This is a genomic window from Microbispora triticiradicis (assembly GCF_005864065.1).
In the GTDB taxonomy this organism is placed as follows: domain Bacteria; phylum Actinomycetota; class Actinomycetes; order Streptosporangiales; family Streptosporangiaceae; genus Microbispora; species Microbispora triticiradicis.
On the sequence record NZ_VANP01000006.1, the window covers coordinates 182,248 to 204,905 of the forward strand.

At 70.9% G+C, this 22,658-nt stretch carries 22 protein-coding genes; 14 read left to right on the forward strand and 8 right to left on the reverse strand.

What is annotated here, in order from left to right; genetic code table 11:
• Positions 1-61: 61 nt before the first annotated feature.
• Genes qcrB through sigJ form a run of 3 tightly spaced genes read right to left on the reverse strand, consistent with a single transcriptional unit; the run spans position 62 to position 3,921 of the window.
• The gene (qcrB, locus tag FED44_RS17560; protein ID WP_396698511.1) at positions 62-1,726 is read right to left on the reverse strand and encodes a cytochrome bc1 complex cytochrome b subunit; all 1,665 of its coding nucleotides are present in this window, start codon (positions 1,724-1,726) and stop codon (positions 62-64) included.
• Positions 1,723-2,922: a cytochrome bc1 complex Rieske iron-sulfur subunit gene (gene qcrA, locus FED44_RS17565; RefSeq protein WP_138461324.1), complete on the reverse strand. Its 1,200-nt coding sequence runs from the start codon at positions 2,920-2,922 to the stop codon at positions 1,723-1,725. The genes qcrB and qcrA overlap by 4 nt, the downstream gene beginning before the upstream one ends.
• 27 nt (positions 2,923-2,949) lie before the next feature.
• Positions 2,950-3,921 carry an RNA polymerase sigma factor SigJ gene (gene sigJ, locus FED44_RS17570; protein WP_138461325.1) on the reverse strand — a complete coding sequence of 324 codons (972 nt, stop codon included), beginning with the start codon at positions 3,919-3,921 and terminating at the stop codon, positions 2,950-2,952.
• Between the two features lie 213 nt (positions 3,922-4,134).
• On the opposite strand from sigJ, the gene FED44_RS17575 reads away from it, so the two are divergent.
• From FED44_RS17575 to galK, 11 genes are all read left to right on the forward strand, one after another.
• Entirely contained in the window at positions 4,135-4,896 is a 762-nt protein-coding gene (locus FED44_RS17575; RefSeq protein ID WP_117410132.1) for a DeoR/GlpR family DNA-binding transcription regulator, read from the forward strand.
• Complete coding sequence (gene pfkB / locus FED44_RS17580) at positions 4,893-5,834, forward strand: 1-phosphofructokinase (RefSeq protein WP_138461326.1); 942 nt, start codon at positions 4,893-4,895, stop codon at positions 5,832-5,834. The genes FED44_RS17575 and pfkB overlap by 4 nt, the downstream gene beginning before the upstream one ends.
• Before the next feature lie 173 nt (positions 5,835-6,007).
• Positions 6,008-7,216 (forward strand): mannitol-specific PTS transporter subunit IIC, encoded by a 1,209-nt coding sequence (mtlA, locus tag FED44_RS17585; RefSeq protein WP_138461327.1) that lies wholly within the window; start codon positions 6,008-6,010, stop codon positions 7,214-7,216.
• 3 nt (positions 7,217-7,219) lie between these two features.
• Positions 7,220-7,528 carry a PTS sugar transporter subunit IIBC family protein gene (locus FED44_RS17590; RefSeq protein ID WP_138461328.1) on the forward strand — a complete coding sequence of 103 codons (309 nt, stop codon included), beginning with the start codon at positions 7,220-7,222 and terminating at the stop codon, positions 7,526-7,528.
• Entirely contained in the window at positions 7,521-7,985 is a 465-nt protein-coding gene (locus FED44_RS17595; RefSeq protein ID WP_117410130.1) for a PTS mannitol transporter subunit IIA, read from the forward strand. Before FED44_RS17590 ends, FED44_RS17595 begins: the two co-directional genes overlap by 8 nt.
• Positions 7,982-9,022, forward strand: coding sequence for a zinc-dependent dehydrogenase (locus FED44_RS17600; RefSeq protein ID WP_138461329.1), 1,041 nt, complete (start codon positions 7,982-7,984; stop codon positions 9,020-9,022). The genes FED44_RS17595 and FED44_RS17600 overlap by 4 nt, the downstream gene beginning before the upstream one ends.
• A gap of 51 nt (positions 9,023-9,073) precedes the next feature.
• Positions 9,074-9,352 carry an HPr family phosphocarrier protein gene (locus FED44_RS17605; protein WP_138461330.1) on the forward strand — a complete coding sequence of 93 codons (279 nt, stop codon included), beginning with the start codon at positions 9,074-9,076 and terminating at the stop codon, positions 9,350-9,352.
• Between the two features lie 137 nt (positions 9,353-9,489).
• Complete coding sequence (locus FED44_RS17610; protein WP_138461331.1) at positions 9,490-10,407, forward strand: helix-turn-helix transcriptional regulator; 918 nt, start codon at positions 9,490-9,492, stop codon at positions 10,405-10,407.
• Complete coding sequence (locus FED44_RS17615; RefSeq protein ID WP_117410126.1) at positions 10,404-10,817, forward strand: VOC family protein; 414 nt, start codon at positions 10,404-10,406, stop codon at positions 10,815-10,817. The genes FED44_RS17610 and FED44_RS17615 overlap by 4 nt, the downstream gene beginning before the upstream one ends.
• A 138-nt stretch (positions 10,818-10,955) precedes the next feature.
• Positions 10,956-12,617: a catalase gene (locus tag FED44_RS36480; protein WP_138461332.1), complete on the forward strand. Its 1,662-nt coding sequence runs from the start codon at positions 10,956-10,958 to the stop codon at positions 12,615-12,617.
• Positions 12,618-12,736: 119 nt separating this feature from the next.
• The gene (galK, locus tag FED44_RS36485; protein ID WP_138461333.1) at positions 12,737-13,858 is read left to right on the forward strand and encodes a galactokinase; all 1,122 of its coding nucleotides are present in this window, start codon (positions 12,737-12,739) and stop codon (positions 13,856-13,858) included.
• Positions 13,859-13,884: 26 nt separating this feature from the next.
• Here the strand turns inward: galK and FED44_RS17630 are convergent, their stop codons facing one another.
• Both FED44_RS17630 and FED44_RS17635 read right to left on the reverse strand, forming a co-directional pair.
• On the reverse strand, positions 13,885-14,655 hold the full coding sequence (locus tag FED44_RS17630) for an enoyl-CoA hydratase-related protein (RefSeq protein ID WP_138461334.1): 771 nt from the start codon (positions 14,653-14,655) through the stop codon (positions 13,885-13,887).
• Positions 14,656-14,784: 129 nt separating this feature from the next.
• Positions 14,785-15,510 (reverse strand): SDR family oxidoreductase, encoded by a 726-nt coding sequence (locus FED44_RS17635; protein WP_138461483.1) that lies wholly within the window; start codon positions 15,508-15,510, stop codon positions 14,785-14,787.
• An 82-nt stretch (positions 15,511-15,592) separates the two neighbouring features.
• On the opposite strand from FED44_RS17635, the gene FED44_RS17640 reads away from it, so the two are divergent.
• Together FED44_RS17640 and FED44_RS17645 are read left to right on the forward strand one after the other, a co-directional pair.
• Positions 15,593-16,489, forward strand: coding sequence for a LysR family transcriptional regulator (locus FED44_RS17640; RefSeq protein WP_138461335.1), 897 nt, complete (start codon positions 15,593-15,595; stop codon positions 16,487-16,489).
• 309 nt (positions 16,490-16,798) lie between these two features.
• Positions 16,799-17,413: a dihydrofolate reductase family protein gene (locus FED44_RS17645; RefSeq protein ID WP_117410120.1), complete on the forward strand. Its 615-nt coding sequence runs from the start codon at positions 16,799-16,801 to the stop codon at positions 17,411-17,413.
• Between the two features lie 43 nt (positions 17,414-17,456).
• Here FED44_RS17645 and FED44_RS17650 read toward each other — a convergent pair whose 3' ends face one another.
• The 3 genes from FED44_RS17650 to FED44_RS17665 form a co-directional block, all read right to left on the reverse strand.
• Positions 17,457-18,134 carry a methyltransferase domain-containing protein gene (locus FED44_RS17650; RefSeq protein ID WP_138461336.1) on the reverse strand — a complete coding sequence of 226 codons (678 nt, stop codon included), beginning with the start codon at positions 18,132-18,134 and terminating at the stop codon, positions 17,457-17,459.
• 278 nt (positions 18,135-18,412) lie between these two features.
• Positions 18,413-19,099, reverse strand: coding sequence for a helix-turn-helix transcriptional regulator (locus tag FED44_RS17660; RefSeq protein ID WP_244302027.1), 687 nt, complete (start codon positions 19,097-19,099; stop codon positions 18,413-18,415).
• Between the two features lie 211 nt (positions 19,100-19,310).
• Positions 19,311-20,147 carry a UbiA family prenyltransferase gene (locus tag FED44_RS17665; protein WP_138461337.1) on the reverse strand — a complete coding sequence of 279 codons (837 nt, stop codon included), beginning with the start codon at positions 20,145-20,147 and terminating at the stop codon, positions 19,311-19,313.
• A gap of 594 nt (positions 20,148-20,741) precedes the next feature.
• On the opposite strand from FED44_RS17665, the gene FED44_RS17670 reads away from it, so the two are divergent.
• Complete coding sequence (locus tag FED44_RS17670; RefSeq protein WP_262367225.1) at positions 20,742-22,631, forward strand: non-ribosomal peptide synthetase; 1,890 nt, start codon at positions 20,742-20,744, stop codon at positions 22,629-22,631.
• The last annotated feature ends 27 nt before the right edge of the window (positions 22,632-22,658 follow it).

Consider the following 22,658-nt stretch of genomic DNA (forward strand, 5'->3'; position numbering starts at 1 on the left):
CTTGGGCAGCCGAATGTGGTCCGGGCCGGCCGGCCCGGACCACATCGGTCCTGAAGACGGGTCAGCGCGTCAGAGCGCGGTTCTGCCCGTCCGAAAGAGTGTCCGGAAGAGCGTCCGGAAGTGCGGCCTGCCCGTCCTCGCCGTGCGGGCCGCCGTTCGCTATCGGAACCTTCTCCCCGCCGTACGCCCTGGACATCCGCAGGCGCAGTCGGCCGATCGGCCCGCGCAGGCCCCTGGGAGGCACGGCCTCGTCGTACGGCAGCACCGGCACCGGTTCCCGGCCGCGCAGGTGCGCCTCGATGTCCTCCGCCGGCCGCGAGTGGACCTCGACGTACCGGCCGTCCGGCATTCGTTTGATCACCCCCGACTCCACGCCGTGCGTGAGCACCGCGACGTCGGAGCGCTGCAGGCCCAGGCAGATGCGGTAGGTGACCGCGTAGGCCAGGGCGGGCGCGACGAACACGAGGATCCGTCCGGCCCAGGTCGTCGTGTAGAGGCTCACGCGGAAGTTCGCGGAGATGATGTCGTTGCCGCCGAACAGCCACAGCACGCCGTAGAACGCGATGGCCGCCATGCCGATCGAGGTGCGGTGCGGGTTGTCGCGCGGCCGGTCCGCGAGGTGGTGCTCGCGGTGGTCACCGGTGATCCACCGTTCCAGGAACGGGTAGAGGGCCATTCCGACGACGATGATCCCCAGCGGCACCAGCGCGGGGATGACCACGCTGAGCGGGACCGTGCCGGCCTGCGAGGTGCCGAAGAGGTTGACCTCCCAGGCGGGCATGATGCGCAGCGCCCCTTCGAGGAAGGCCAGGTAGAAGTCGGGCTGCGAGCCGGCCGAGATGTCGGCGGGGGTGTACGGCCCGTACAGCCAGACCGGGTTGATCTGCGCGAACGTGCCGAGCCCGGCGATCACGGCGAACGTGAACAGGAAGAACGCCCCCGACTTCGCCATGAAGGCCGGGTAGAAGGGCGCGCCGACCACGTTGCGGTTGGTCCGCCCCTTGCCGGGGAACTGCGTGTGCTTCTGCACCCACATCAGGATCAGGTGCGCGGTGACCAGCGCCAGGATCAGGCCGGGCAGGAGCAGGATGTGGATCGAGTAGAAGCGGGAGATGACGTCCTCACCCGGATACTCGCTGCCGAACAGGAAGAAGTTGAGGTAGGTGCCGACCACCGGCAGTCCGATGACCACCCCCTGGGTGACCCGGAGGCCGGCGCCGGACAGCAGGTCGTCGGGCAGGGAGTAGCCGGTCAGGCCCTCGAACAGCGCGACGGAGAGGATCACCACGCCGATGATCCAGTTGAGCTCGCGCGGCTTGCGGTAGGCGCCGGTGAAGAAGACCCGCAGCGCGTGCGCCATCATGCCGCCGATGAAGACCAGCGCGGACCAGTGATGGATCTGCCGGATGAGCAGGCCGCCCCGGACCTCGAAGCTGATGTCGAGCGTGGACGCGTACGCCTCGGACATCGCCACCCCCTTGAGCGGGGCGTACGTGCCGTTGTAGACGATCTCCCCCATGCTCGGCTTGAACCAGAACGTCAGGAAGGTGCCCGTAAGCAGCAGGATGACGAACGAGTACAGCGCGATCTCGCCGAGGAGGAAGGACCAGTGGTCGGGAAATATCTTGCGCAGGTTGCGTCTGGCGAAGCCGCCCGCGCCCAGGCGGTCGTCCAGGAATGTGGCCGGCCCGGCGATGCGCTCGGGCACGGTTCTCAGTTCACTCAAAGGTGGCCTCCGTTCTCCCTGGCCCGCGCCTCCGCGTCGCCGCGCTCCCAGTAGCTGGGGCCGACCGGGGCGGCGAAGTCGCCCAGTGCGACGAGGTAGCCCTCCTCGTCGACGCCGACCGGCAACTGCGGCAGCGGCCGGGCGGCGGGGCCGAACACGACCCTGGCCCCGTCGGCGGCGTCGAAGGTTGACTGGTGACACGGGCACAGGATGTGGTGGGTGGTCTGCTCGTACAGCGCCGCGGGGCAGCCCACGTGCGTGCAGATCTTGGAATAGGCGACGATCCCGTCGTGGGTCCAGTTCGGATCGGTGCCGGGTTTCAGCTCCTCCGGACGGAACTTGATTAGGATCACCGTCGCCTTGGCGAGGACGTTCAGGTCGTGCTCGTAGCCCTGGGGGACGACCGACAGGATGCCTCCGGGCGAGTTGAAGTCGGCCGCGCGGATTGGCTGTCCGGTGCCCTCGACGACGAGGCGCAGCGGCTTGCCGTCCTCGGTCCGCTCTCCCCAGACCGTGTGCCGCAGCTTCCGGTGGAGCTGCGCGGCGGGCGCGCCGGTGGTGTCGAGGTCGCGCAGCAGCACCAGCGGCGCCAGGCCCAGCGGCGCCGCCGCGAGCAGCAGGGTGCGGCGCAGCAGGCGGTGCCTGACGATGCCGCTCTCCGCGGCGCCGCGCACGAACGTGGCCGCGACCTCGGCCCGCACCTCCTCGGGTGAGGCCATGGGGTGGCGCCGCTGGACCAGCTCGTACTTCGGCATGATCTGGCGTACCCAGATCACGATCCCCGAGGCCAGCGCCAGCAGCGCCAGCGTCAGCGTCCCGCCGAGGGCGACGTGCGAGGAGCCCGTCGCGCTCAGGCCGCCGACCTGGAGCCGGACGTAGGTCACGAGGAAGGCCACGAGGGCGGCGAACGCCAGCAGGAAGCACAGCGCCGCGATGCGCTCCGCCCTGCGGGCCGTCCGTTCGTCCTGCGGAACGACGCCGACGACGCCGGGAACGGCGGGAAGGTCGGTCCCCTCGTCCGCCGCGTCCGGACGCGCGGACGCGGCGCCGGACGAAGCACCGGGCAAGGGGGCGCCGGTTGAGGGAGCGTCGGTCAAGGGGGTGCCGAGGACGCGGGCGGGCGTCCGCCGGTCCGGGCGCGGGCGCCCCTCAGGCCACCCCTCCGGACGTCCGGTCTCGTGCTCGTTGTCCGTCATGACGAAAGTCGCTTCTCTCGCGGCCCGTCAGCCCGCGGCGCGGACAGGCCTGGGTCTTCCGGGTCGCCGGCCCTCGACGCCCCCGAGCTTGTCCTGGTTCGCGATGATCCAGATCCGGGTGACGCGGTCGGCGGCGAGGTCGACGTCGACCACGATCACGGCGATCGGCTCGTCCCCCGCGGTGATGAGCGCCGCGGGCCCGCCGTTGACGTCCACGACGGATCCGCTCCCGATGTCGTCCCCCATGTCGTCGGTCTCCGCGACCGCGGCGCTCTCCGGGCGCAGGACCCGGCGCAGACCGCGGACGAGCAGACGGCCGACCTTCTCCGCGCCCTCGACCCGGTTCCTGGCCACGCCGCGGCGGCCGTTCCCGTCGATGCACAAGGTGACCTCGGGCGCGAGCAGATCGAGCAGCGCCCGCAGGTCGCCGCCCAGGCAGGCGGCCAGGAAGCGCTCCGTCACCCGCCTGCGGACGTCGTGGTCCTGCCGGAACCGGGGCCGCCTCTCACGTACGTGCGAGCGGGCGCGGCGGGCGAGCTGCCGCACCGCGGCCTCGGACCGGCCGACCATCACCGCGATGTCGGCGAAGGAGAAGTCGAACGCCTCCCGGAGCACGAACACCACCCGCTCCAGCGGGGAGAGGGTCTCCATCACCACGAGCATGGCCACGGAGACCGAGTCGGCGATCTCCGCGCCGTCCTCGATCGCGGGGCCGGTCGGCAGCGGCTCGGGCAGCCACTGCCCCACGTACGCCTCCCTGCGGGCCTTCGCCCACCGCAGCCGGTCGAGGGCGAGCCTCGTCGTGATCTGAACGAGGAAGGACCGTGGGTCGGCGATCCTGGCGTGGTCGACGCGGTCCCACCGCAGCCACGCCTCCTGGACGACGTCCTCGGCGTCGGTCACGCTGCCCAGCACCCGGTACGCCACCCCGAAGAGCAGCTCGCGGCTGCTCTCGAAACTGGCGACCGGCGCGGGCTGCCCCTCGGTCACCGCGGGCATCTGGCCTCCTTGTCTCCGCCTCCCCTATAGAGACGCGCCGGAGGCACGAGACGTGACACGGGCGGCCAGGGGTGCGAGGCCGCCGGAGAGGCCGACACGCAGGGGACTTCTCCGCCTATTGCCCTTTTCGTGATCTGCACCACTCTTGACCTTCCAACACAGGCGGGTATAAACAAATACGAAACAACATCGAAACGGCGGTGAACCAACACGATGTACGCCGAGGAGCGGCAGCAGGAGATCCTGCGGGTGGCGCGGGACGCCGGCCGGGTCGACGTGGTGACGCTGGCCGACCGGTTCGGCGTCACGACGGAGACGATCCGCCGCGACCTGACCGCCCTGGAGCGCGCGGGCGTCCTGCGGCGCGTGCACGGCGGCGCCATCCCGGTCGAGCGCCTGGGGTTCGAGCCCGCCCTGGCCGCCAGGGACGAGGTGATGACGGCCGAGAAGGAACGCATCGCCAAGGCCGCCCTGGCCGAGCTTCCGCAGGACGGCGCCGTGGTCCTCGACGCGGGCTCCACGACGAGCCGGCTCGTGCAGGCGCTGCCGCCGGACCGCGAGCTCACCGTCGTCGTGAACTCGCCTCCACTGGCCACCATGCTGGCGACCCGTCCCAACCTGACCGTGCTCATGCTGGGCGGCCGGGTGCGCGGCCGGACGCTGGCGACCGTGGAGGACTGGGCCATCCAGCAGTTGTCGCAGCTCAACGTGGATGTGGCGTTCATGGCGACCAACGGCTGCTCGGTGGCCAAGGGCCTGACGACCCCCGACCCGGCCGAGGCGGCGATCAAACGGGCGATGATCGCCTGCGCCGACCGCGCCGTCCTGCTGGCCGACCACACGAAGTTCTCCGCCACCTACCTCGCGCGTTTCGCGACGCTCCGCGAGATCGACGTCGTCATCACCGACACCGGGATCGACCCCGACCTCGCCGCCGCGCTGGCCGCCGCCGGACCGGAGGTGGTTCGCGCGTGATCCTCACGCTGACCCTGAATCCGAGCCTCGACCGCACGATCGAGGTCGGCGCGCTCACCCGCGGCGCGGTCATCCGCGCCGCCGCCACCCACCTCGACCCCGGCGGCAAGGGCGTCAACGTCTCACGCGCCCTGCTGGCCAACGACGTGCGGTCCTGCGCGGTCATCCCGTACGGCGGCAGCGAGGGGCGCCGGCTCCTCGACCTGCTGTCCGCGGAGGGCATCGACATGGTCCCCGTCCCGGTCGAGGGCCCCACCAGGTCGAACGTCGCCATCGCCGAGCCCGACGGCACGGTCACCAAGGTGAACGAGCCGGGGACCGCGCTGACCCCCGCCGAACTGGACACGCTGGCGGGCGCGGTGCTCGACGCCGCCCGGTCGGCCGACTGGGTGGTCGCCTCGGGCAGCCTTCCGCCGGGCGTCCCGATCGACGTGTACGCCGGGCTGGGCCGCCGGTTCGCCGGCGCCGGCATCAACCTCGCGGTCGACACCAGTGGCCCCGCCCTCGTGTCCGCCGTGAGCGCCGGCCCGGCCCTGGTCAAGCCCAACCGCGACGAGCTCGCCGAGGCCACCGGCACGTCGATCGCCCACGTCGGCGACGTGCTCGACGCCGTCGGCAAGCTGCGCGCGATGGGCGCGCGATCCGTCCTGACCAGCCTCGGCGCCGACGGCGCACTGCTGGTCGAGGACGACGACCGGGTCTGGTACGGCGAATGCGCGGTCGAGGAGCCACGCAGCAGCGTGGGCGCGGGAGACGCGCTGCTGGCGGGCTTCCTCGCTGCCGGGGCCCGCGGCGGCACCGCCCTCGCCGAGGGCCTGGCCTGGGCCGGCGCGGCCGTGGGGCTGCCCGGCAGCCGGATGCCCGGTCCGGCCGACATCGACCGCACGCACGTCCGGATCGGCTCCCCCGACCCGGCCCGCCAGCTCTGCCCCTACTGACCGCCTCCACCGAACCCGCCTCCACCGAACCCGCGCCCACCGCATCGGCCCCGCCGACCCGCCCGCTCCGCCCACTCTGCCCCTGCTGATCCACTCGCTTCGCCCGGGGACGACGGCGACCCGAGAACCCCCCAGCCGGCCCGCCAGGCCGGTCGCCCGGAAGGAGCATGTCCATGGCCACGCCCTATACCCCCACCGTCCACGGCACCGGTGTGCGGGCCACGATCCAGCGTTTCGGCGGCCATCTCGCCGGAATGATCATGCCGAACATCGGGGCGTTCATCGCCTGGGGCCTCATCACGGCCCTGTTCATCCCGACCGGGTGGATACCGAACAAGACACTCGCCGAACTGGTCGGCCCGATCATCGGCACCCTCCTTCCCGTCCTCATCGGCTACACCGGCGGCCGGATGGTCCACGCCCAGCGCGGCGCGGTCGTCGGCGCCGTCGCCACCATGGGCGTCGTCGTCGGGGCGGACGTGCCGATGTTCCTCGGCGCGATGGTCATCGGCCCGCTGGCCGCGCTGGTCCTGAAGTACGCCGACCGGTTCACCGCCGAACGGACCAGGGCCGGCTTCGAGATGCTGGTCGACAACTTCACCGCCGGCATCGTCGGCGCGGTCATGGCGATCGCCGGGGTCCTCGCCATCGGCCCGATCGTGGAGAAGGTCACCGAGGTCGCGGGCGACGGCGTGTCGTGGCTCGTCTCCCACTCGCTCCTGCCGATCGCGTCGGTCATCATCGAGCCGGCCAAGGTGCTGTTCCTCAACAACGCGATCAACCACGGCGTGCTCGGGCCGCTGGGCGTCGCGGAGTCGGTCAAGCACGGCAAGTCGATCCTGTTCATGCTGGAGTCCAACCCCGGCCCGGGCCTCGGCCTGCTGATCGCCTACCTGCTGTTCGGCCCGAGGTCCCTGCGTCCGAGCACCCCCGCCGCCATGATCATCCACTTCTTCGGCGGCATCCACGAGATCTACTTCCCGTACGTGCTGATGAAGCCGCGCCTGATCCTCGCGGTGATCGCCGGTGGCGCCTCCGGTGTGCTCACCTTCCTGGTCACCGGGGCCGGCCTGGTGGCGACGCCGTCGCCGGGCAGCATCTTCGCCTACATGGCGGTGACCCCGAAGGGCGGCTGGTTCGGGGTGATCGCCGGGATCGTGGTCGCGACGGCCGTCTCCTTCGCCGTGGCCGCCGCCCTGCTGGGCTTCGGCCGCGCCAACGGCGACCAGGGACCGGCACCGGACGCGATCCGGACCGACGCGGGCGACACCGGCCACGTGGACGACAGCCACCCGGACGACATCGACGGCACGAGCACCGAGAAGCGCGACCCAACCGGCGAGACGGCGGCCGAGAGCGTGCCCGCCACCAAGGAGGCGTAGAACGTGTCCAGCATCCAGGGCAAGGACGTCCGCAAGCTCATCGTGGCGTGCGACGCGGGCATGGGCAGCAGCGTCATGCTCGCGAGCACCCTGCGCAGGCAGCTCAAGGGCACCGAGGTCACGGTGGAGCACACCCCGGTCAACTCGATCCCCGGGGACGCCGACGTGGTCGTCTGCCACGCCGGGCTCGCCGACCGGGCCAGGGCGAGCGCCCCCGGCGTCGCGCTCGTGCCGTTCCAGGTCTTCATCGGCGACCCGGCCGTGACGCGGGTCGTCGACGCGATCAGGAACGGGGGCACGATCGATGGCTGACCGGGCCACGGCCCCGCTCCCCCTCGACCCCCGCGCCGTACGGACGGCCGCGGCCGCCGCGGACGTCGAGGATGCCGTCCGGCAGTGCGGAGCGGTCCTCCAGGAGGTCGGCGCGGTGGACGGGACCTACGCCGAGGCCATGCTCGAACGCGAGCGGTCGATCTCGACGTACGTCGGCGAGGGCGTGGCCATCCCCCACGGCACGCTGACGTCGAAGGAGGCGGTCCGCCACGACGCCGTCTGCGTGCTGCGCTTCCCCGAGGGCGTCGACTGGCACGGCGAGCGCGTGACGGTGTGCGTCGGCATCGCCGCACGCGGGGACGGCCACCTGCGGCTGCTGTCGTCGCTCGCCCGCATCCTGCTCGACCCGGACCGCGCCGCGGCCCTGCGCGCGGCGACCGAGGTCGACGAGGTCATCGGCCTGCTGCAACCGGACGGAGAGGAAGACCCGGAGTGAAAGTCGCCCGATTCCACGCCCCCGGAGACATCCGGCTGGAGGAGGTGCCCGAGCCCGTCGCCCGCCCCGGCGAGGTCAAGATCCGCGTGCGCAACTGCTCGACGTGCGGCACGGACGTGAAGATCTACCGGTTCGGGCACCACCACATCAGGCCGCCCCGGGTGATGGGCCACGAGATCGCCGGAGAGATCGTGGAGCTCGGCGAGGGCGTGACCGGCTGGAGCCCGGGCGACCGGGTGCAGGTGATCGCGGCCATCCCCTGCGGCGAGTGCGAGGAGTGCCGCCGGGGCCACCGCACGGTCTGTCCGAATCAGGAGTCGATGGGCTACCACTACGACGGCGGCTTCGCGCAGTACATGGTCGTGCCGGCCAAGGTGCTCGCCGTGGACGGGCTCAACCGCGTCCCCGACGGAGTGGGGTTCGCCGAGGCGTCCCTCGCCGAGCCGCTCGCCTGCGTGCTCAACGGGCAGGAACTGGCCCGCGTCGGCGAGGGAGACGACGTGGTCGTCGTCGGCTCGGGCCCGATCGGCTGCCTGCACGTGCGGCTCGCCCGCGCCCGCGGCGCGGGCCGGGTGTTCCTCGCCGACCTGAACGCCGAGCGTCTCGCCATGGCCGCCGGGCTCGTACGGCCGGACGCGGCGATCTGCTCGGGAGAGACCGACGTCGTGGACGAGGTGCTCAAGCTGACCGGCGGCCGGGGCGCCGACGTGGTGATCACGGCGGCGGCCTCCGGGGCGGCCCAGCAGCAGGCGTTGCAGATGGCCGCGCGGCAGGGCCGGATCAGCTTCTTCGGCGGGCTGCCGAAGGACGACCCGATCATCGCCTGCGACTCCAACCTCGTGCACTACCGGGAGCTGACCATCGTCGGCGCGAACGGATCGAGCCCGGCGCACAACGCCCGCGCCCTGCGGCTCATCGCCGACGGAGCGGTGCCGGTCGCCGACCTGATCACCCGTCGCCTCGGCCTGGACGAGGTCATGGACGCCATCGACGTCGTCGCCCGCGGCGCCGCGATCAAAGTCACCATCGAGCCCTGAAGCCGAGCCCTCAAGCTCTGACCTGAAACCGAGCTATATGGAAGGAATGCGATGCCGGAAAGGACAGTGACGGTCGCCTCGCGCTCCGGCCTGCACGCCCGCCCCGCCAAGATCTTCGTCGAGGCGGCGGCGCGGCAGCCGGCGCCCGTGCGCATCCGGGTCGGCGACGGCGACGCCGTCCCCGCCAACAGCATGCTGGGCGTGCTGACGCTCGGGGCCAGGCACGGCGCGGAGGTTACTTTGGAGGCCGAAGGGCCGGGAGCGGAGGAGGCCCTCACCGCCCTCGCGGACCTGCTGGCCCGCGACCTCGACGCCGAAGGCGCCGCCTAGGCCGGGGCCCGCTTCACCTGAACGACGGGTGGGGCCACCCTCCCGCGCCGCACTTCCGCAGGGGTGCCCGCCGTACGCGCCGATGGCTGACGCGCTCCCCTTCGGGGAGACTGGGGCGCGGGAGGGAGGAGCTGCGGATGGCGGCATCGGCACGGCTGACAGCGGACCCCGGCGAGAAACGCGGCGAGCGGGAGGAGGCGCGGTACGTCCGGCGGCGACCGGCTCCCCCGCTGCGTCCGCTGGTCGCGTGGTACAGCGGCTACCGCGACGCCGGCATCCCGCCCGGGACCCATCGCGGCCTGCCCTCGCCGTACCTGACCATGATCGTCACGCTCGACGACCCGCTCGTCGTCGCGGCGCATCCCGATCCCCGCACTCCGGCGAGGTCGTACGACACGCTGGTGGGCGGGTTGCACACCGCTCCGGCGATCGTCACGCACGACGGGCGGCAGTCGGGGGTCCAGCTCGCCCTCACGCCGCTCGGCGCGCGGGCCCTGCTCGGCCTGCCGGCCGGGGAGCTGTCCGGGCTCGACCTGGACGGCGCCGACGTCCTCGGCGCACTCGCGGGCGAACTGCGCGAGCGCCTGCTGGAGGCGCCCGGCTGGGACGGGCGCTTCGCGGCCCTCGACGCGGTCCTGTCCCGGCACACCCGTCCCACGCGGGAGCGGCCGTCCGAGGTGACCTGGGCGTGGCGGCGGATGCTGGCCGCCGGCGGCCGGGTCACCGTGTCCGGTCTCGCCAGCGAGGCGGGCTGGAGCACCCGTCACCTCAACGGCCGGTTCCGGGAGGAGATCGGCCTGTCCCCCAAGGAGGCGGCGCGGGTCGTCCGGTTCGACCGGGTCCGCCGCCTGCTCCAGAGCGCGGCGGCGTCCGGGCGGCGGCTCACGCTGGCCGACGCGGCGGCCGAGTGCGGGTTCTACGACCAGGCGCACCTCGCCCGCGAGTTCCGGAGCCTCGCCGGATGCTCCCCCAGCCGGTGGCTGGCCGAAGAGGGGGTGCCGTTCCGAAACGTCCAAGCCCTGGCCGGGGACGGACGGCCAGACTCGGCGGCATGAACGACACCACACCAGCACCTCAGGTCTGGCCCACGCTGCGGGCCAGGGACGCCCGCGCGTTGATCGCCTTCCTCGTCGAGGCGTTCGGCTTCGAGGAGACCGCCGTGTACGGCGAGGGCGACCGGGTCGGCCACGCCCAGCTCTCCTGGCCGCCCGGCGGCGGGATCATGCTGGGCAGCGTCCGCGAGACGCCGGACGACAAGTGGAACCTCACCCCCGGCACGTTCGGCGCGTACGTCGTGACCGACGAGCCGGACGCGTTGTTCGCCCGGGCGACCGCCGCGGGGGCGCGCGTCGTCCAGGAGCCGTACGACACCGACTACGGGTCCCGCGACTTCGTGGTCCGCGACCCGGAGGACAACCTGTGGTCGTTCGGCACCTACCGCGGCGAGCCGCGCGTGAAGGGCTGACCACTCTCCGCCGCCCCGCCGGGTACTACCCGGCGGGGCCGGACCGATCTCCGTCCCCGTGAATACCCAGTCGAAAACCGGATATGGAGGCATTGACAAGGACTAACAGTTCAAACGTGATCTGAGAGGAGCCGTCCCATGACGGACGTGTCGAGCAGGGGGCCGGAGCCCGGAGACGAGCGCCCGGTGCTGACCAACCGTCAAGGGCACCCGGTCTACGACAACCAGAACCAGCGGACGGTCGGCGCACGCGGCCCGGCCACCCTCGAGAACTACCAGTTCCTGGAGAAGATCAGCCACTTCGACCGGGAGCGCATCCCGGAACGGGTGGTGCACGCGCGCGGCGCCACGTCGTACGGCTTCTTCGAGGCGTACGGGACGTGGGGCGACGAGCCGATCGCCCGGTTCACGAGGGCGAAGCTGTTCCAGGAGGCCGGCAAGCGCACCGACGTGGCCGTGCGGTTCTCGACGGTGATCGGGGGGCGGGACTCGTCGGAGGCCGCCCGCGATCCGCGCGGATTCGCCGTGAAGTTCTACACCGAGGACGGCAACTGGGACCTCGTCGGCAACAACCTCGCGGTGTTCTTCATCCGTGACGCCATCAAGTTCCCCGACGTGATCCACGCGCTCAAGCCGGACCCGGTGACGTTCCGGCAGGAGCCGAACCGCATCTTCGACTTCATGTCGCAGACGCCCGAGACCATGCACATGCTGGTCAACCTGTTCAGCCCCCGGGGCATCCCGTCGGACTACCGGCACATGCAGGGGTTCGGGGTCAACACGTACAAGTGGGTGAACGCCGAGGGCGAGACCCGCCTCGTGAAGTACCACTGGATGCCCAGGCAGGGAGTCCGCAGCATGACGGCCGAGGACGCCGCCCGGGTCCAGGCCCACGAGCTGGGACACGCGACCAAGGACCTCCGCGAGGCGATCGACCGCGGCGACTACCCGGAATGGGAGCTGCTCGTCCAGACGATGAGCGACGAGGAGCACCCCGAGCTGGACTTCGACCCGCTGGACGACACCAAGGTCTGGCCGGAGGAGATCTTCCCGGCCAAGCCCGTCGGCCGCATGGTCCTCGACCGCAACGTGAGCAACAACTTCGCGGAGAACGAACAGATCTCCTTCGGCACCGGCGTCCTGGTCGACGGGCTGGACTTCTCCGACGACAAGATGCTCGTGGGCCGTACGTTCTCCTACAGCGACACCCAGCGCTACCGCGTCGGGCCGAACTACCTGCAGCTGCCGGTCAACCAGGCCAAGAACGCCAACGTGCGGACGAACCAGCGCGACGGCCTCATGACCTACCGGCAGGACCAGGCGGGCGAGAACCCGCACGTCAACTACGAGCCCTCGATCACCGGCGGGCTGCGCGAGGCGCGGTTCCCGACGCACGACGAGCAGGGCCCGGAGATCGTCGGCAGGCTCACCCGCAAGCGCATCCCGCGGACCAACGACTACAGGCAGGCGGGCCAGCGCTACCTGCTCATGGAGCAGTGGGAGCGCGACGACCTGGTGGAGAACTTCGTCACCATGCTGTCGCAGTGCGTGCGTCCCATCCAGGAGCGCATGGTCTGGCACCTGCTGCTGGTCGAGGACGACCTCGGGCTGCGCGTCGGCGAGGGCCTCGGCATCACGCCGGACGACGTCAAGCACCTGGAGCCGCTGGCGAGCCAGGACCTGACCGACGAGGACAGGCAGCGCCTGTCCAGCCTGGGCAAGAACGGCCCGCGCGACGTCTCCGGCCTGAAAATGACGCACTGCGTCCCGGACGAGCGGGCCGAGGTGCCCGCCATGTGACACCCGCACAACGGGGGGAAGGGGCCCGGCTCGGCATCCCGAGCCGGGCCCCGGCACGCCGGCGGCCTCGAAGGTCGCTAACCTACGGGGAGGCCGAGGATGTCGAGGAGTGTGCGACTGTGGGCGTTGCTGGTGCTTTTTTCCAGGCGTACGGCGAGCAACCCGCCGGGATCTGGCACGCGCCCGGCAGGGTGAACCTGATCGGCGAGCACACCGACTACAACGACGGCTTCGTGCTGCCGTTCGCGGTGCCGTGGGGCGTCACCGCGGCCGTGCGCCCCCGCGAGGACCTCACCGTGCGGATCGCGTCCCTCCAGGCGCCCGGCGGGGAGCAGGCGCTGGACGACCTCGACCGGGCCGACGGCTGGGCACGCTACCCGGCCGGGGTGGTCCAGGTGATGCGCGGCGCCGGCCTGCCGGTCCGCGGCGCGGACATCATGATCGACGGCGACGTGCCCACGGGCGCCGGGCTGTCGTCCAGCGCCGCGCTGGAGGTGTCGGTCGGGCTCGCCCTGAACGACCTGTACGGTCTGGGCCTGCAGCCGATGGAGCTGGCCAAACTGTGCCAGAAGGCCGAGAACGAGTTCGTCGGCATGCCCTGCGGGATCATGGACCAGGCGGCCTCCGCGCTCGGCCGGGAAGGGCACGCGCTGTTCCTCGACTGCCGCTCGCTGGCGAGCCGAGCCGTTCCGTTCGACCTGTCGGCGTACGGCCTGCAGATCCTCATCATCGACACCGGCGTCCACCACGAACTGGCCGACGGGCAGTACGCGAGGCGACGCCAGGACTGCGAGAACGCGGCCAAGCGCCTCGGCGTCGCGTCGCTGCGGGACGTCACCGACCTCGCCGGGGCGCTGTCCCGGCTGAGCGGCGACGAACGGGCCCGCACCCAGCACGTCGTCACCGAGAACCACCGGGTGGAGGCCGTCATCGGGCTGCTGCGCGCGGGAGCCGTACAGGAGATCGGCGCCCTGCTGAACGCCTCGCACCTGTCGCTGCGGGACCAGTACCAGGTCTCCTGCCCGGAACTGGACGTCGCGGTCGAGAGCGCGGTCCGCGGCGGCGCGCGGGGGGCGCGGATGACCGGCGGCGGCTTCGGCGGCTCGGCCATCGCGCTCGTCGCCGACGACCGGGTGGACCGGGTGCGGACCACGGTCGAGCAGGCCTACGCCGAACGCGGCTGGGCGGCGCCGACCTTCCTGCCGGCCACCCCCGCCGCCGGCGCCCACCGCGTTCGCTGACATCACACGGGGTACGTCGCTCCCGCTCAGGTGAGGGGCGGAAACCGCGGGTCCCGGCGTTCGAGGAAACTCGCCACCCCCTCCGCGAAGTCCGGCCGGCGGAACGACTCCATCATCAGCCGTACGGCCTCGTCCCTGGCCTCGTCGAGCCCCGCCTGCCAGCCGCCCCATATCTGCCCCTTGATCACGGCCATCGAGGCGGGCGAGCACTGAGTGGACAGCTCCTTCGCGTACGAGACCGCCTCGACGAGCAGCCGGTCCCCCGGCACGGCGCGTGCGGCGAGTCCCATGGCGCACGCCTCCGCGCCGGTGAAGACCCGGCCGGACAGCAGCAGGTCCATCGCCTTGGCCTGTCCCGCCAGTCGCGGCAGGATCCAGCCGAGGCCGTACTCGGCGATGAGCCCGCGCCGGGAGAACGCCGTCATCCACGTGGCGTCGTCGGCGGTGACGACCACGTCGCACACGAGCGCGTGGACCATCCCCAGACCGGCGCACGCGCCGTTGACCGCGGCGACGACAGGCGTACGCAGGGTGGTGGGGAAGGTGATGGGCCGGGGGTCCTGCTCATCCGCGTAGTCGCCGGACCGGATGGCCGTCAGGTCCGCGAAGTCGGCCCCGGAGCAGAAGCCCTTTCCCGCCCCGGTGACCACGATCGCCCGTACGGACGGGTCGCGGTCGGCCTCCTCCAGCAGGTCGAAGTAGCACCGTCCCATCTCGGCGGTCCAGGCGTTCAGCCGTTCCGGCCGGTTGAACGTCAGGATCCGCACACCACCGTCGTCCTCGGACAGCACCACCATCGGACCCTCCTGTGCGCGCGAACCTTCACCCGAACAAGGTTCTACACCACGGGAGGGCGGTGGATGTGGACCGAATTCGATGACCACCCTGGGCCCGGCCACCCTCCCAGCCGCGTGATGACCGGGTGGTCACCAGGGGACGACGCCCTCGTCGTCGAAGAAGCCGCCGCGCGGGCCGTCGTCCGGCAGGGTGGCGAGCCGGATCGCGATCGCGGCGCCCTGCTCGGGCGTCCGCGGCGCGTTGAAGCCGGTGAAGTCGGTGGCCACGTAGCCCGGGCAGCAGGCGTTCACGATGATCTTCGTGTCGGCGAGCCGGCGGGCGTACTGGGTCGTGATGCCGTTGAGCATCGTCTTCGACGGCGCGTACGCGGCCAGGATCGGGCCGGTCTGCAGCGTCAGCGAGCCCATGTTGCTCGACACGTTGACGATGCGCGGTGAGTCCGCGCGGTGGAGCAGCGGGAGCATCGCGTTCGTCACCCGGACGACCCCGAAAACGTTCGTGTCGAGGACGGTGCGCACGACGTCGAGGTCGAGCGTCGTCGGATCCTGCGCGCCACCGTCCATCCGGCCGGAGATGCCCGCGTTGTTGACGAGCACGTCGAGCCGGCCCGCCGTGCGCTCGATCGTCTCCGCCGCCGCGGCGACGCTGTCATCGGAGGTGACGTCGAGCGCGACCCCGAACGCGTCGACGCCTGCCGCACGCAGCCGCTCGACGGCCTCCTTGCGCCTGACATCGTCGCGCGCGCCCACCGCCACCGTGAAGCCGATCGCCCCGAGACCCTGTGCGATGGCGAAGCCGATCCCCTTGTTCGCGCCGGTCACCAGCGCGGTCTTCCTGTCGTTCACGCGATCCATGCTCGCGAGCCGCACGCTCATCGTCCAACACCGTCTGAGTGGGCTGTGATACTCGGCAGGTATCAGCCGGTAGGCTCCGCCCGTGGACGACCTCGAGACCCGCGAGCTCCGGTACTTCGTCGCCGTCGCCGAGGAACTGCACTTCGGACGCGCCGCCGACCGGCTCGGGATCGCACAACCGCCGCTCTCCCGCGCGATCGGCCAACTGGAGCGGCGGCTCGGTGTCCGGCTCCTCGATCGGAACCGTCGTGGAGTGGCGCTGACCGACGCCGGCCGGGTGCTGCTCCGCGAGGCCGGCACGGCCCTCGACGCGGTGGCGGCCGCCGCGCGCCGGACGCGGCGAGCCGGGGACCCGAAGCGGCCGCTGGTGCTCGCGTCGAAGGCCGGGGCATCCCACGAGCTGCTGCAACGGCTCCTCGACGCGTTCGCGAGAGAGCCCGGCGCGGTACCGGTCGAGGTCCTCCTGTGCGAGGTCGGCGAGCAGGCGGGCCTGCTCCGCGACGGACGCGCCGACGTGGCACTCGTGCACCGGCCGTACGACGATCTCGCCGGGTTCGACACCGAGGACCTCCACGTCGAAGGCCAGGTCGCGATCCTTCCCGCGGCGCATCCGCTCGCGTCCCGCGATCAGCTCACCATGGCGGAGGTCCGCGACGTGCCGGACCTGCCGATCGCCCGATGGCCCCGGCTCGACGGCTCCTACCCGGACGGGCCCGGACCGGAGGTGCACACCCAGTCGCAGCTCGCCCAGCTCGTGGCGCTCGGCAGGACACTGCTCGTCATCCCGGCCTCCAGCCGGGCCTGGCAGTGGCCCGAACACGTCGCGGTGCCCGTCGTCGACGCGCCGGACGTCACCACGGTGATCGCGTGGCCGCCCAGCAGCCGCTCATCGGCGGTCGCATCACTCGTCCGCTGCGCGGCCAGGCTCCGCGACACCGCGCCGCCTGTAAGCTCCGCCCGAGTTCGACCTGCGCGGTAGTAGTACACCGCGCTGCGGGCGGCAGGTCCTCAGATTTCCAGCGCAGCGAGGCTGTCCCCCACGCGTGCGGTCGTGGGGTGGTCGCTTCCGTATCGGCGGCACGGGCCCGCGGATCTACTTGAAGGCGTCGTGTAGGTCGGCGGCTGGGGGTCGGCGGCGGACGGGGCGTGGTTGCCGGCCTCCTGAATGCGGATGATGCGGCAGCGTCGGGCGGTGCGGACAAACTTGTGTTGTCGGTCGCGGCCGATAGGTTCGGGAGGCTGCGCCGGTCTGCCTGTCGGCGCCACCTGACCTGAAGGGATCGTCACGATGGCGAAAATCATCTCCACGCTGTTCATCTCGGCCGACGGGGTGGCCGAGATCGACCCCGCTTGGCACTTCCCGTACTTCGACGAGAACATGGGCCGCGCCGTCACCGAGGACTATGACACCGCCGACGTGCTGCTCATCGGGCGCGAGACCTATGACAGCTTCGCCGGCGCCTGGCCCGGCCGCGAGACCGCGGGCGAGGTCGACGCACCGTTCGCCAAGCAACTCGGGGACATGCGCAAGGTGGTCGTCTCGCGCCAGCCGCTGGAGTTCTCCTGGCGCAACTCCGAGCTGGTCAAGGGCGATCTCCTCGACGCCGCCGCCGCGCTCAAGGCCGATGCCGGCATCAGAGGTATCCTCATCCCCGGGTCGATCTCCGTCGTGCAGCAACTGCTCGCCGCGGGGCTGGTCGACGAGGTGCGCCTCCTGGTGCATCCGGTGGCGGCGCGTAAGGGCCGCAGGCTGTTCGACGACGGCGACGCGCCGTACCACCTGAAAGTGACGGCGACGGAGGCGTTTCCGACGGGCGTGATCCGCGTGATCTACTCGCCGACCGCGGCGCCCGCCAAGGCCGGCTACGACGAGATCAAGGACCAGGTCCCCGAAGGGAAGTAGCCGCAATCGCGAGGAGGAACGGGGGTCGCCTACCGGCCGCTGCTCACCGGAAGACGTTGTCTGGGCGGTCGAGCCAGACATGCTGGCCTTCCGTGGTGACGGTCAGCCCGAACCGGGTCCGGTCGGGGCTTCCCCACTCGATCCATCTGAAGAAGACGTCTTCCAGCTCATCCCAGAGATTTCGATCACCGTACTGCGTCACCTCCTCACCGGAGATGTGCGCCGCCGACTCGCCGGACCACAGGGTGAGCTCATACGGCTCGCCCTGCTTGGCGGTCGCCGAGACGCCGGGCATCAGTCCGGCGATCGCCACGTCCAGCCCGACCCCGGCGTCGAGAATTCGGCGAGGCTCCGCCGTCGCTCTGCTCTCGCGGTGGCCGCTTCCGTACTCCCCGCCGGGTGGGCGTTGCTCTCGCAGCATCATGTAACTCGCGCCATGCCCGCATCCAGGGAACACGATGATCCCACCCTCGCGAGATTGTCCGCCGCGACGTCGAGGACCGACTTGTCGACCTCGACGCATGACGACATTGCCCTCTCCTGCCCGGTGCGACAGAAGAGCGGCCGTCCACCCGGTGCCCGTGCCGATTTCCATAACCGGGTTTCCCTCATACACCCTGAGGAGTTCCAGGAAGTCGACAACGACGCCGGGAGCTGAAAGCGACGAGGTGTAGCAACCGTCACCTGCCGCGATATCCGTGACGCCGTCGTCCAGTTGCATGACGCGCGACGCTGAGCCGGGCCGCGCACCTGGTGGAACCGCTGCCGAGCCCGGATCGACCGGAGCACCACTACCGATACGACCCCGCCAAGTCGGACGCCTTTACCGCGACGACCCTGTCATGGCTCGGCGACCCGGCGGCCGAGTCTCCCGCATCCGCTGCTTCCGGAAGACCGTGAGCAATATGATGCGTCGTCCCGGAGCACATGTGGACAAGCTGCGACCCGAGCGCAGCGGCCCCCGCCTGCCTGGGAAAAAGCACTGAGCCTGATCTGATCTCATCCTTCAAGCGGCGGCTGCGGTACGAGGCCGACCTTGTTGAGCGCGTCGACCCGCGACGTGGCGGCGAGCTTACGAAAGATATTCCGCAGGTGTGCCTTCACGGTGGCCTCGCTGATCGCGAGCTCCTTCGCGATCTCGCGATTGGAGAGCGCCCGGCTCACGCACTTCAGCACCTCCCGTTCGCGCTCCGTGATGTCCTCCGGGCCGGCGACGGGTCCGGACACACTTCGGTGGTCTCTCCCGGAGCCGGATGGGCGGCCGGCAAGCCGGACATGCTCGTGCGCCAGGCTGCCGATGTAGAGCCGGATGCTGATCGCCTCGTACAGCGCTTCCAGCACGTCCGGGAGGCGCTCGCGGCCTTCGGGGATCTCCGTCGTCAGGACCTCGCGCAGGACCGGAACGGCCGCGCGCCATAGCAAGGTGGCGGCGCGGATGGAGTCGGCGACGAGGATCTGCTCGTGCGCCCGGCTGATGCCGAGTTCGCGGGTCGGGACGTGCGGATCTGATGGTTCCGTGGCGGTGGGATCGAGTACGCGTATGCACTCGCTCAAGATCGCCTCAGCTTGGCGGCGGGCCTGATGCCAGCGGTCGGCCGTGGTGACGAGCGGGCTGTCGGCGTCGCGCAGCGCTTTCTCGTAGAGGCCGAGGATCTGGTCGATGCGCTCGCTGACGATGCCGGTCACAGATGTCTCTTCGCCTCGAACAGATCGCGTATTCGACCATTGGCCCGAACCTTTTGTGGAGATGTGTGTCGATCATAACGGATCTCGCGGTAATCGGTGGTTCTCGGTGGTGGGCGTCACACAGCGTCAAGGGCGCCACACCGTCGGCCGCGACTCCCACTGCTACGACGCGGGTAGAAAGATCAACGGGCGTAAGCGCGGTCATCCTCACTCAGATGGCATGACGCGTGAACAACGTGATTCCCAGCGCGGCAATGGTCGCGTACTGGGTGGCCATGAAACTGCGGTACGGGTTCCGGGGCGTCTCACCCGCGAGAGAGCGGCAGTCGCCGGCGACTCTGCACGCTCCCAGCGTGAGGATCAGCATGGACGGGAGCAGGACGGGCGCCGTCAGGGCGGCCGCCGCGTCACCCGCCACCGCGACCGCGACGGCGAGGGCGGCGGTGCATCGGGCGACTGGGGTGATCCCGTACCGGACCGCGAAGGTGCGACGCCCGGCCAGAGCGTCGCCCGGCACGTCGGCGATGTCCTTGGCCAGTGCGCCCACCAACCCCATCCAGCCGGACATGACGAGGCCGAACACGACGACGGCGGCGCTGTGTCCGTGCGCTGCCCGCGCTCCCGCCCAGAAGGTCGCCAGGCCGAGGGCCGCAATCACGGCGCAGGCGGCCGCCCCCGCCCGCTTGGCCGCCCGCGGGGGACCGGAGTAGAGGTAGCCCAGGCCGAGGAAGAGCAGCACGTGGACGGTGATCCCCGCCGTCGCGCCGATTGCCAGGGCCAAGGCGGCGGCGCAGCCCGTGAAGGCCGTCGCGTTCGCGCGCGACAGGCGCCCGGACGCGATGGGGCGCCGAGAGCCGTTGCCCCGGTCCTCGGCGACATCCATGATCCCGTTGAACACGTAGACGGCGACGGCGGCGGCGGACCACGCCACGGCTCCGGCGGCGACCGAGACAACGTGCGCGCCCGCGCCACCGGTGAGCGCGGCCCCGGCCAGGAAACGGCTGAGGAACATCACCTGCACCAATGGCCGGGACTCCAGCAGTCCCATGAATATCGTATGCGGCGCGGTGACCAGCGACCGTCGAATTCCGGTTAACGATTCATGCCTGGTGACCAACAGCCACCGCCATGAGAAGCCAAGAGAACCCCCGGATGCTCGTGGACGAAACCATGAAAAACCAGAGCTATCGGGCCTGTCAACCAACGGCGCGGAACGCGAGGATTCCAATGCGGGCGGGCCGGTGTGGCCGGTTGATCACCTTGGGTGAGGGACCGGCCGATGCCTGGCCTTTCGCGCCGTGGTCAACGGCTCGGATCCCCCGAAGAACGGTCCTGAGCACGGGGTGCGGAACCCGCCGGCCGCCATCCCGCGACCACCGGGGACGGCGGGTAACCGTGTGCGCACTTGCTTCGAACGCCATTCGGCCGGTGGCGCCACCTGTCGGCCGGGAGGCCGGGAGTAATACCAGAGAACGATGCACCGTAATCCTTTTGGATGAATTGAATCATCATTGTCATGAGGAAAGGATCTCTGTTAGTGTCTCAACGTGCTCCCCGAAACCGTTTCGCTGCTAATCCTGCGCTAAGTCTCAGGTAGTGATTCGATCGTTCTCGGTAGCAGAGGATCTGTGCTGTGCCTTCAATGTCGGCGGACGTGAAACGCCAGTCGATAGTCGAACAATTCCGCTGGCGGGCGATGAGCTCGCCCGACTCGGTGGCGGCCTCGGACGCCACGGAACGCGTCTCGTACGCGGAGCTCTGGCACCGAACGGAGACGGTGGCCCGGCTGCTGCGCGCCCGTGGGTGCCGGCCCGGTCAGCCGATTGGTCTGTGCATGTCGCCGACGGTCACCCGGCTGGCGTCGATGCTCGCGATCATGGGAATCGGCTCGCCCTACATCCCGATCGACCCCGGTTACCCCGACGGCCGGATCCGCTCGATCGTCGACTCGTCCGCGGCGGACGGGGTGCTCGTCGACGAGGTCACCGCGGAGCGTTTCGCGTCGATGCCCTACCGGCTCGTGAGCGCCTCCGAACGCGCGGCGGACCTGACAGGCCCCGCGGTGATCGAGCCGGGCGGCTCTGATCTCGCGTACATCATCTACACCTCCGGATCGACGGGTGACCCGAAGGGCGTCGCGATCGAACACGGCGGTGTGGCGAATCTGTTCGCGGCTCTGGACGCGGTGCTGCCCGCCCCGCAAGAACGGCCGGACGAATGCTGGCTGGCCGCGGCCAGCGTCTGCTTCGACCTGTCCGTCGTTGAATTGTTCTGGCCGCTGACCCGGGGGATTCCCATCGTGCTCGCCGCCTTGGACTCCCTGGCCGGGAAGTCCAGTGACGGCGCCGAATTCCTGACCGGCGTGTTGGCGGGCGGACGGGTCACCCACTTCTTCGTGACGCCGTCCCTGATCCAGCTGATGCTGCAGGATCACACCCTCGCCGCCGCGATCCGCGGGCTGCGGGTGCTGATCCTGGGCGGCGAGATCGTGCAGCCCGAGCTGATCGGCCGGCTCCGGCCGGTGCCGCACATCTACAACGCGTACGGACCCACCGAAGCCACCGTGGCCACGACGGTGCACGAGTGCTCCGACCGGGACGTGGAGTATGTGCCGATCGGACGGGCCCTGCGCGGCCTGGATGTTCGGGTCGTCGACGAGGACGGCGGGGACTGCCCGCTCGGCGTGCCCGGCGAGCTGCTGATCGCCGGGCACGGACTCGCCCGGGGGTACATCAACGACGAGGAGCTCACCGCCCGCAAGTTCCCCGTGCTGGGCGACGGGGAGGACCGGCGGCGCTGGTACCGCAGTGGCGACCTGGTCAGCATCGACGCCGACTCGACCCTCCGGTATCACGGCCGCATTGACGGCCAGGTGAAAGTCCGGGGCTTCCGGGTCGAGCTGGGCGAGATCGAGGCGGCGATCCGCGCGGTACCCGGGGTGGAGGAGGCCGCGGTGTTCCCCGTCCGGGACTCCGCCACCCAGGTGACCGGGTTGATCGCGGCGGCGAAATCCACGGCGGACGGCGTCACCGGTGACGCGATCACCGCCCGGATCGGCCAGGTCCTGCCGTGGTACGCCGTGCCGCACACCGTCCGGGTCCTGCCGGAGCTGCCGCTCGCCGTGAGCGGCAAGCTCGATCGGAAGGCGCTGGAGCATCGGCTCCTGGCACTCGCGCCGGTCCCGGGCCCCGATACGGCTCCCTCCCGGCTGGCGGAGCAGAGCTACGAGCAGATCGTCGCCGGGATCTGGAGCTCGGTCCTCGGTATGGAAAAGGCGTTCGCCGACGACGAGAGGTTCTTCGACGCGGGCGGGAACTCTGCCCTGCTCGGCTCGGTCCTCACCCGACTGCGCGCCGCGTTCCCAGAGGCGAACCTGCAGCTGATCGACCTGTATCGGCATCCGACGATATCCGCGATGGCGGCACGGCTGCGAGCACCGGTTCCGCCCAGGTCACCGGTTGCCGGCCGGGCCCGGCCGGGCGCGCGGCTGAGCGCGGCCGACCGCCGGCGGCTGGCCCGGCGAGCGAAGTAGCCGGTACCAGACAGCGTCACCGACATT

What these genes read in the sequence shown, in the direction of transcription:
- qcrA (WP_138461324.1), bottom strand. Translation starts at nt 2,922, where the DNA reads ATGACGGACAACGAGCACGAGACCGGACGTCCGGAGGGGTGGCCTGAG.
- sigJ (WP_138461325.1), bottom strand. Translation starts at nt 3,921, where the DNA reads ATGCCCGCGGTGACCGAGGGGCAGCCCGCGCCGGTCGCCAGTTTCGAG.
- FED44_RS17595 (WP_117410130.1), top strand. Translation starts at nt 7,521, where the DNA reads ATGGCTGACCGGGCCACGGCCCCGCTCCCCCTCGACCCCCGCGCCGTA.
- FED44_RS36480 (WP_138461332.1), top strand. Translation starts at nt 10,956, where the DNA reads ATGACGGACGTGTCGAGCAGGGGGCCGGAGCCCGGAGACGAGCGCCCG.
- FED44_RS17645 (WP_117410120.1), top strand. Translation starts at nt 16,799, where the DNA reads ATGGCGAAAATCATCTCCACGCTGTTCATCTCGGCCGACGGGGTGGCC.
- FED44_RS17575 (WP_117410132.1), top strand. Translation starts at nt 4,135, where the DNA reads ATGTACGCCGAGGAGCGGCAGCAGGAGATCCTGCGGGTGGCGCGGGAC.
- FED44_RS17635 (WP_138461483.1), bottom strand. Translation starts at nt 15,510, where the DNA reads ATGGATCGCGTGAACGACAGGAAGACCGCGCTGGTGACCGGCGCGAAC.
- FED44_RS17605 (WP_138461330.1), top strand. Translation starts at nt 9,074, where the DNA reads ATGCCGGAAAGGACAGTGACGGTCGCCTCGCGCTCCGGCCTGCACGCC.
- FED44_RS17650 (WP_138461336.1), bottom strand. Translation starts at nt 18,134, where the DNA reads ATGCAACTGGACGACGGCGTCACGGATATCGCGGCAGGTGACGGTTGC.
- FED44_RS17615 (WP_117410126.1), top strand. Translation starts at nt 10,404, where the DNA reads ATGAACGACACCACACCAGCACCTCAGGTCTGGCCCACGCTGCGGGCC.
- FED44_RS17610 (WP_138461331.1), top strand. Translation starts at nt 9,490, where the DNA reads ATGGCGGCATCGGCACGGCTGACAGCGGACCCCGGCGAGAAACGCGGC.
- FED44_RS17665 (WP_138461337.1), bottom strand. Translation starts at nt 20,147, where the DNA reads ATGGGACTGCTGGAGTCCCGGCCATTGGTGCAGGTGATGTTCCTCAGC.
- mtlA (WP_138461327.1), top strand. Translation starts at nt 6,008, where the DNA reads ATGGCCACGCCCTATACCCCCACCGTCCACGGCACCGGTGTGCGGGCC.
- FED44_RS17630 (WP_138461334.1), bottom strand. Translation starts at nt 14,655, where the DNA reads ATGGTGGTGCTGTCCGAGGACGACGGTGGTGTGCGGATCCTGACGTTC.
- FED44_RS17670 (WP_262367225.1), top strand. Translation starts at nt 20,742, where the DNA reads ATGTCGGCGGACGTGAAACGCCAGTCGATAGTCGAACAATTCCGCTGG.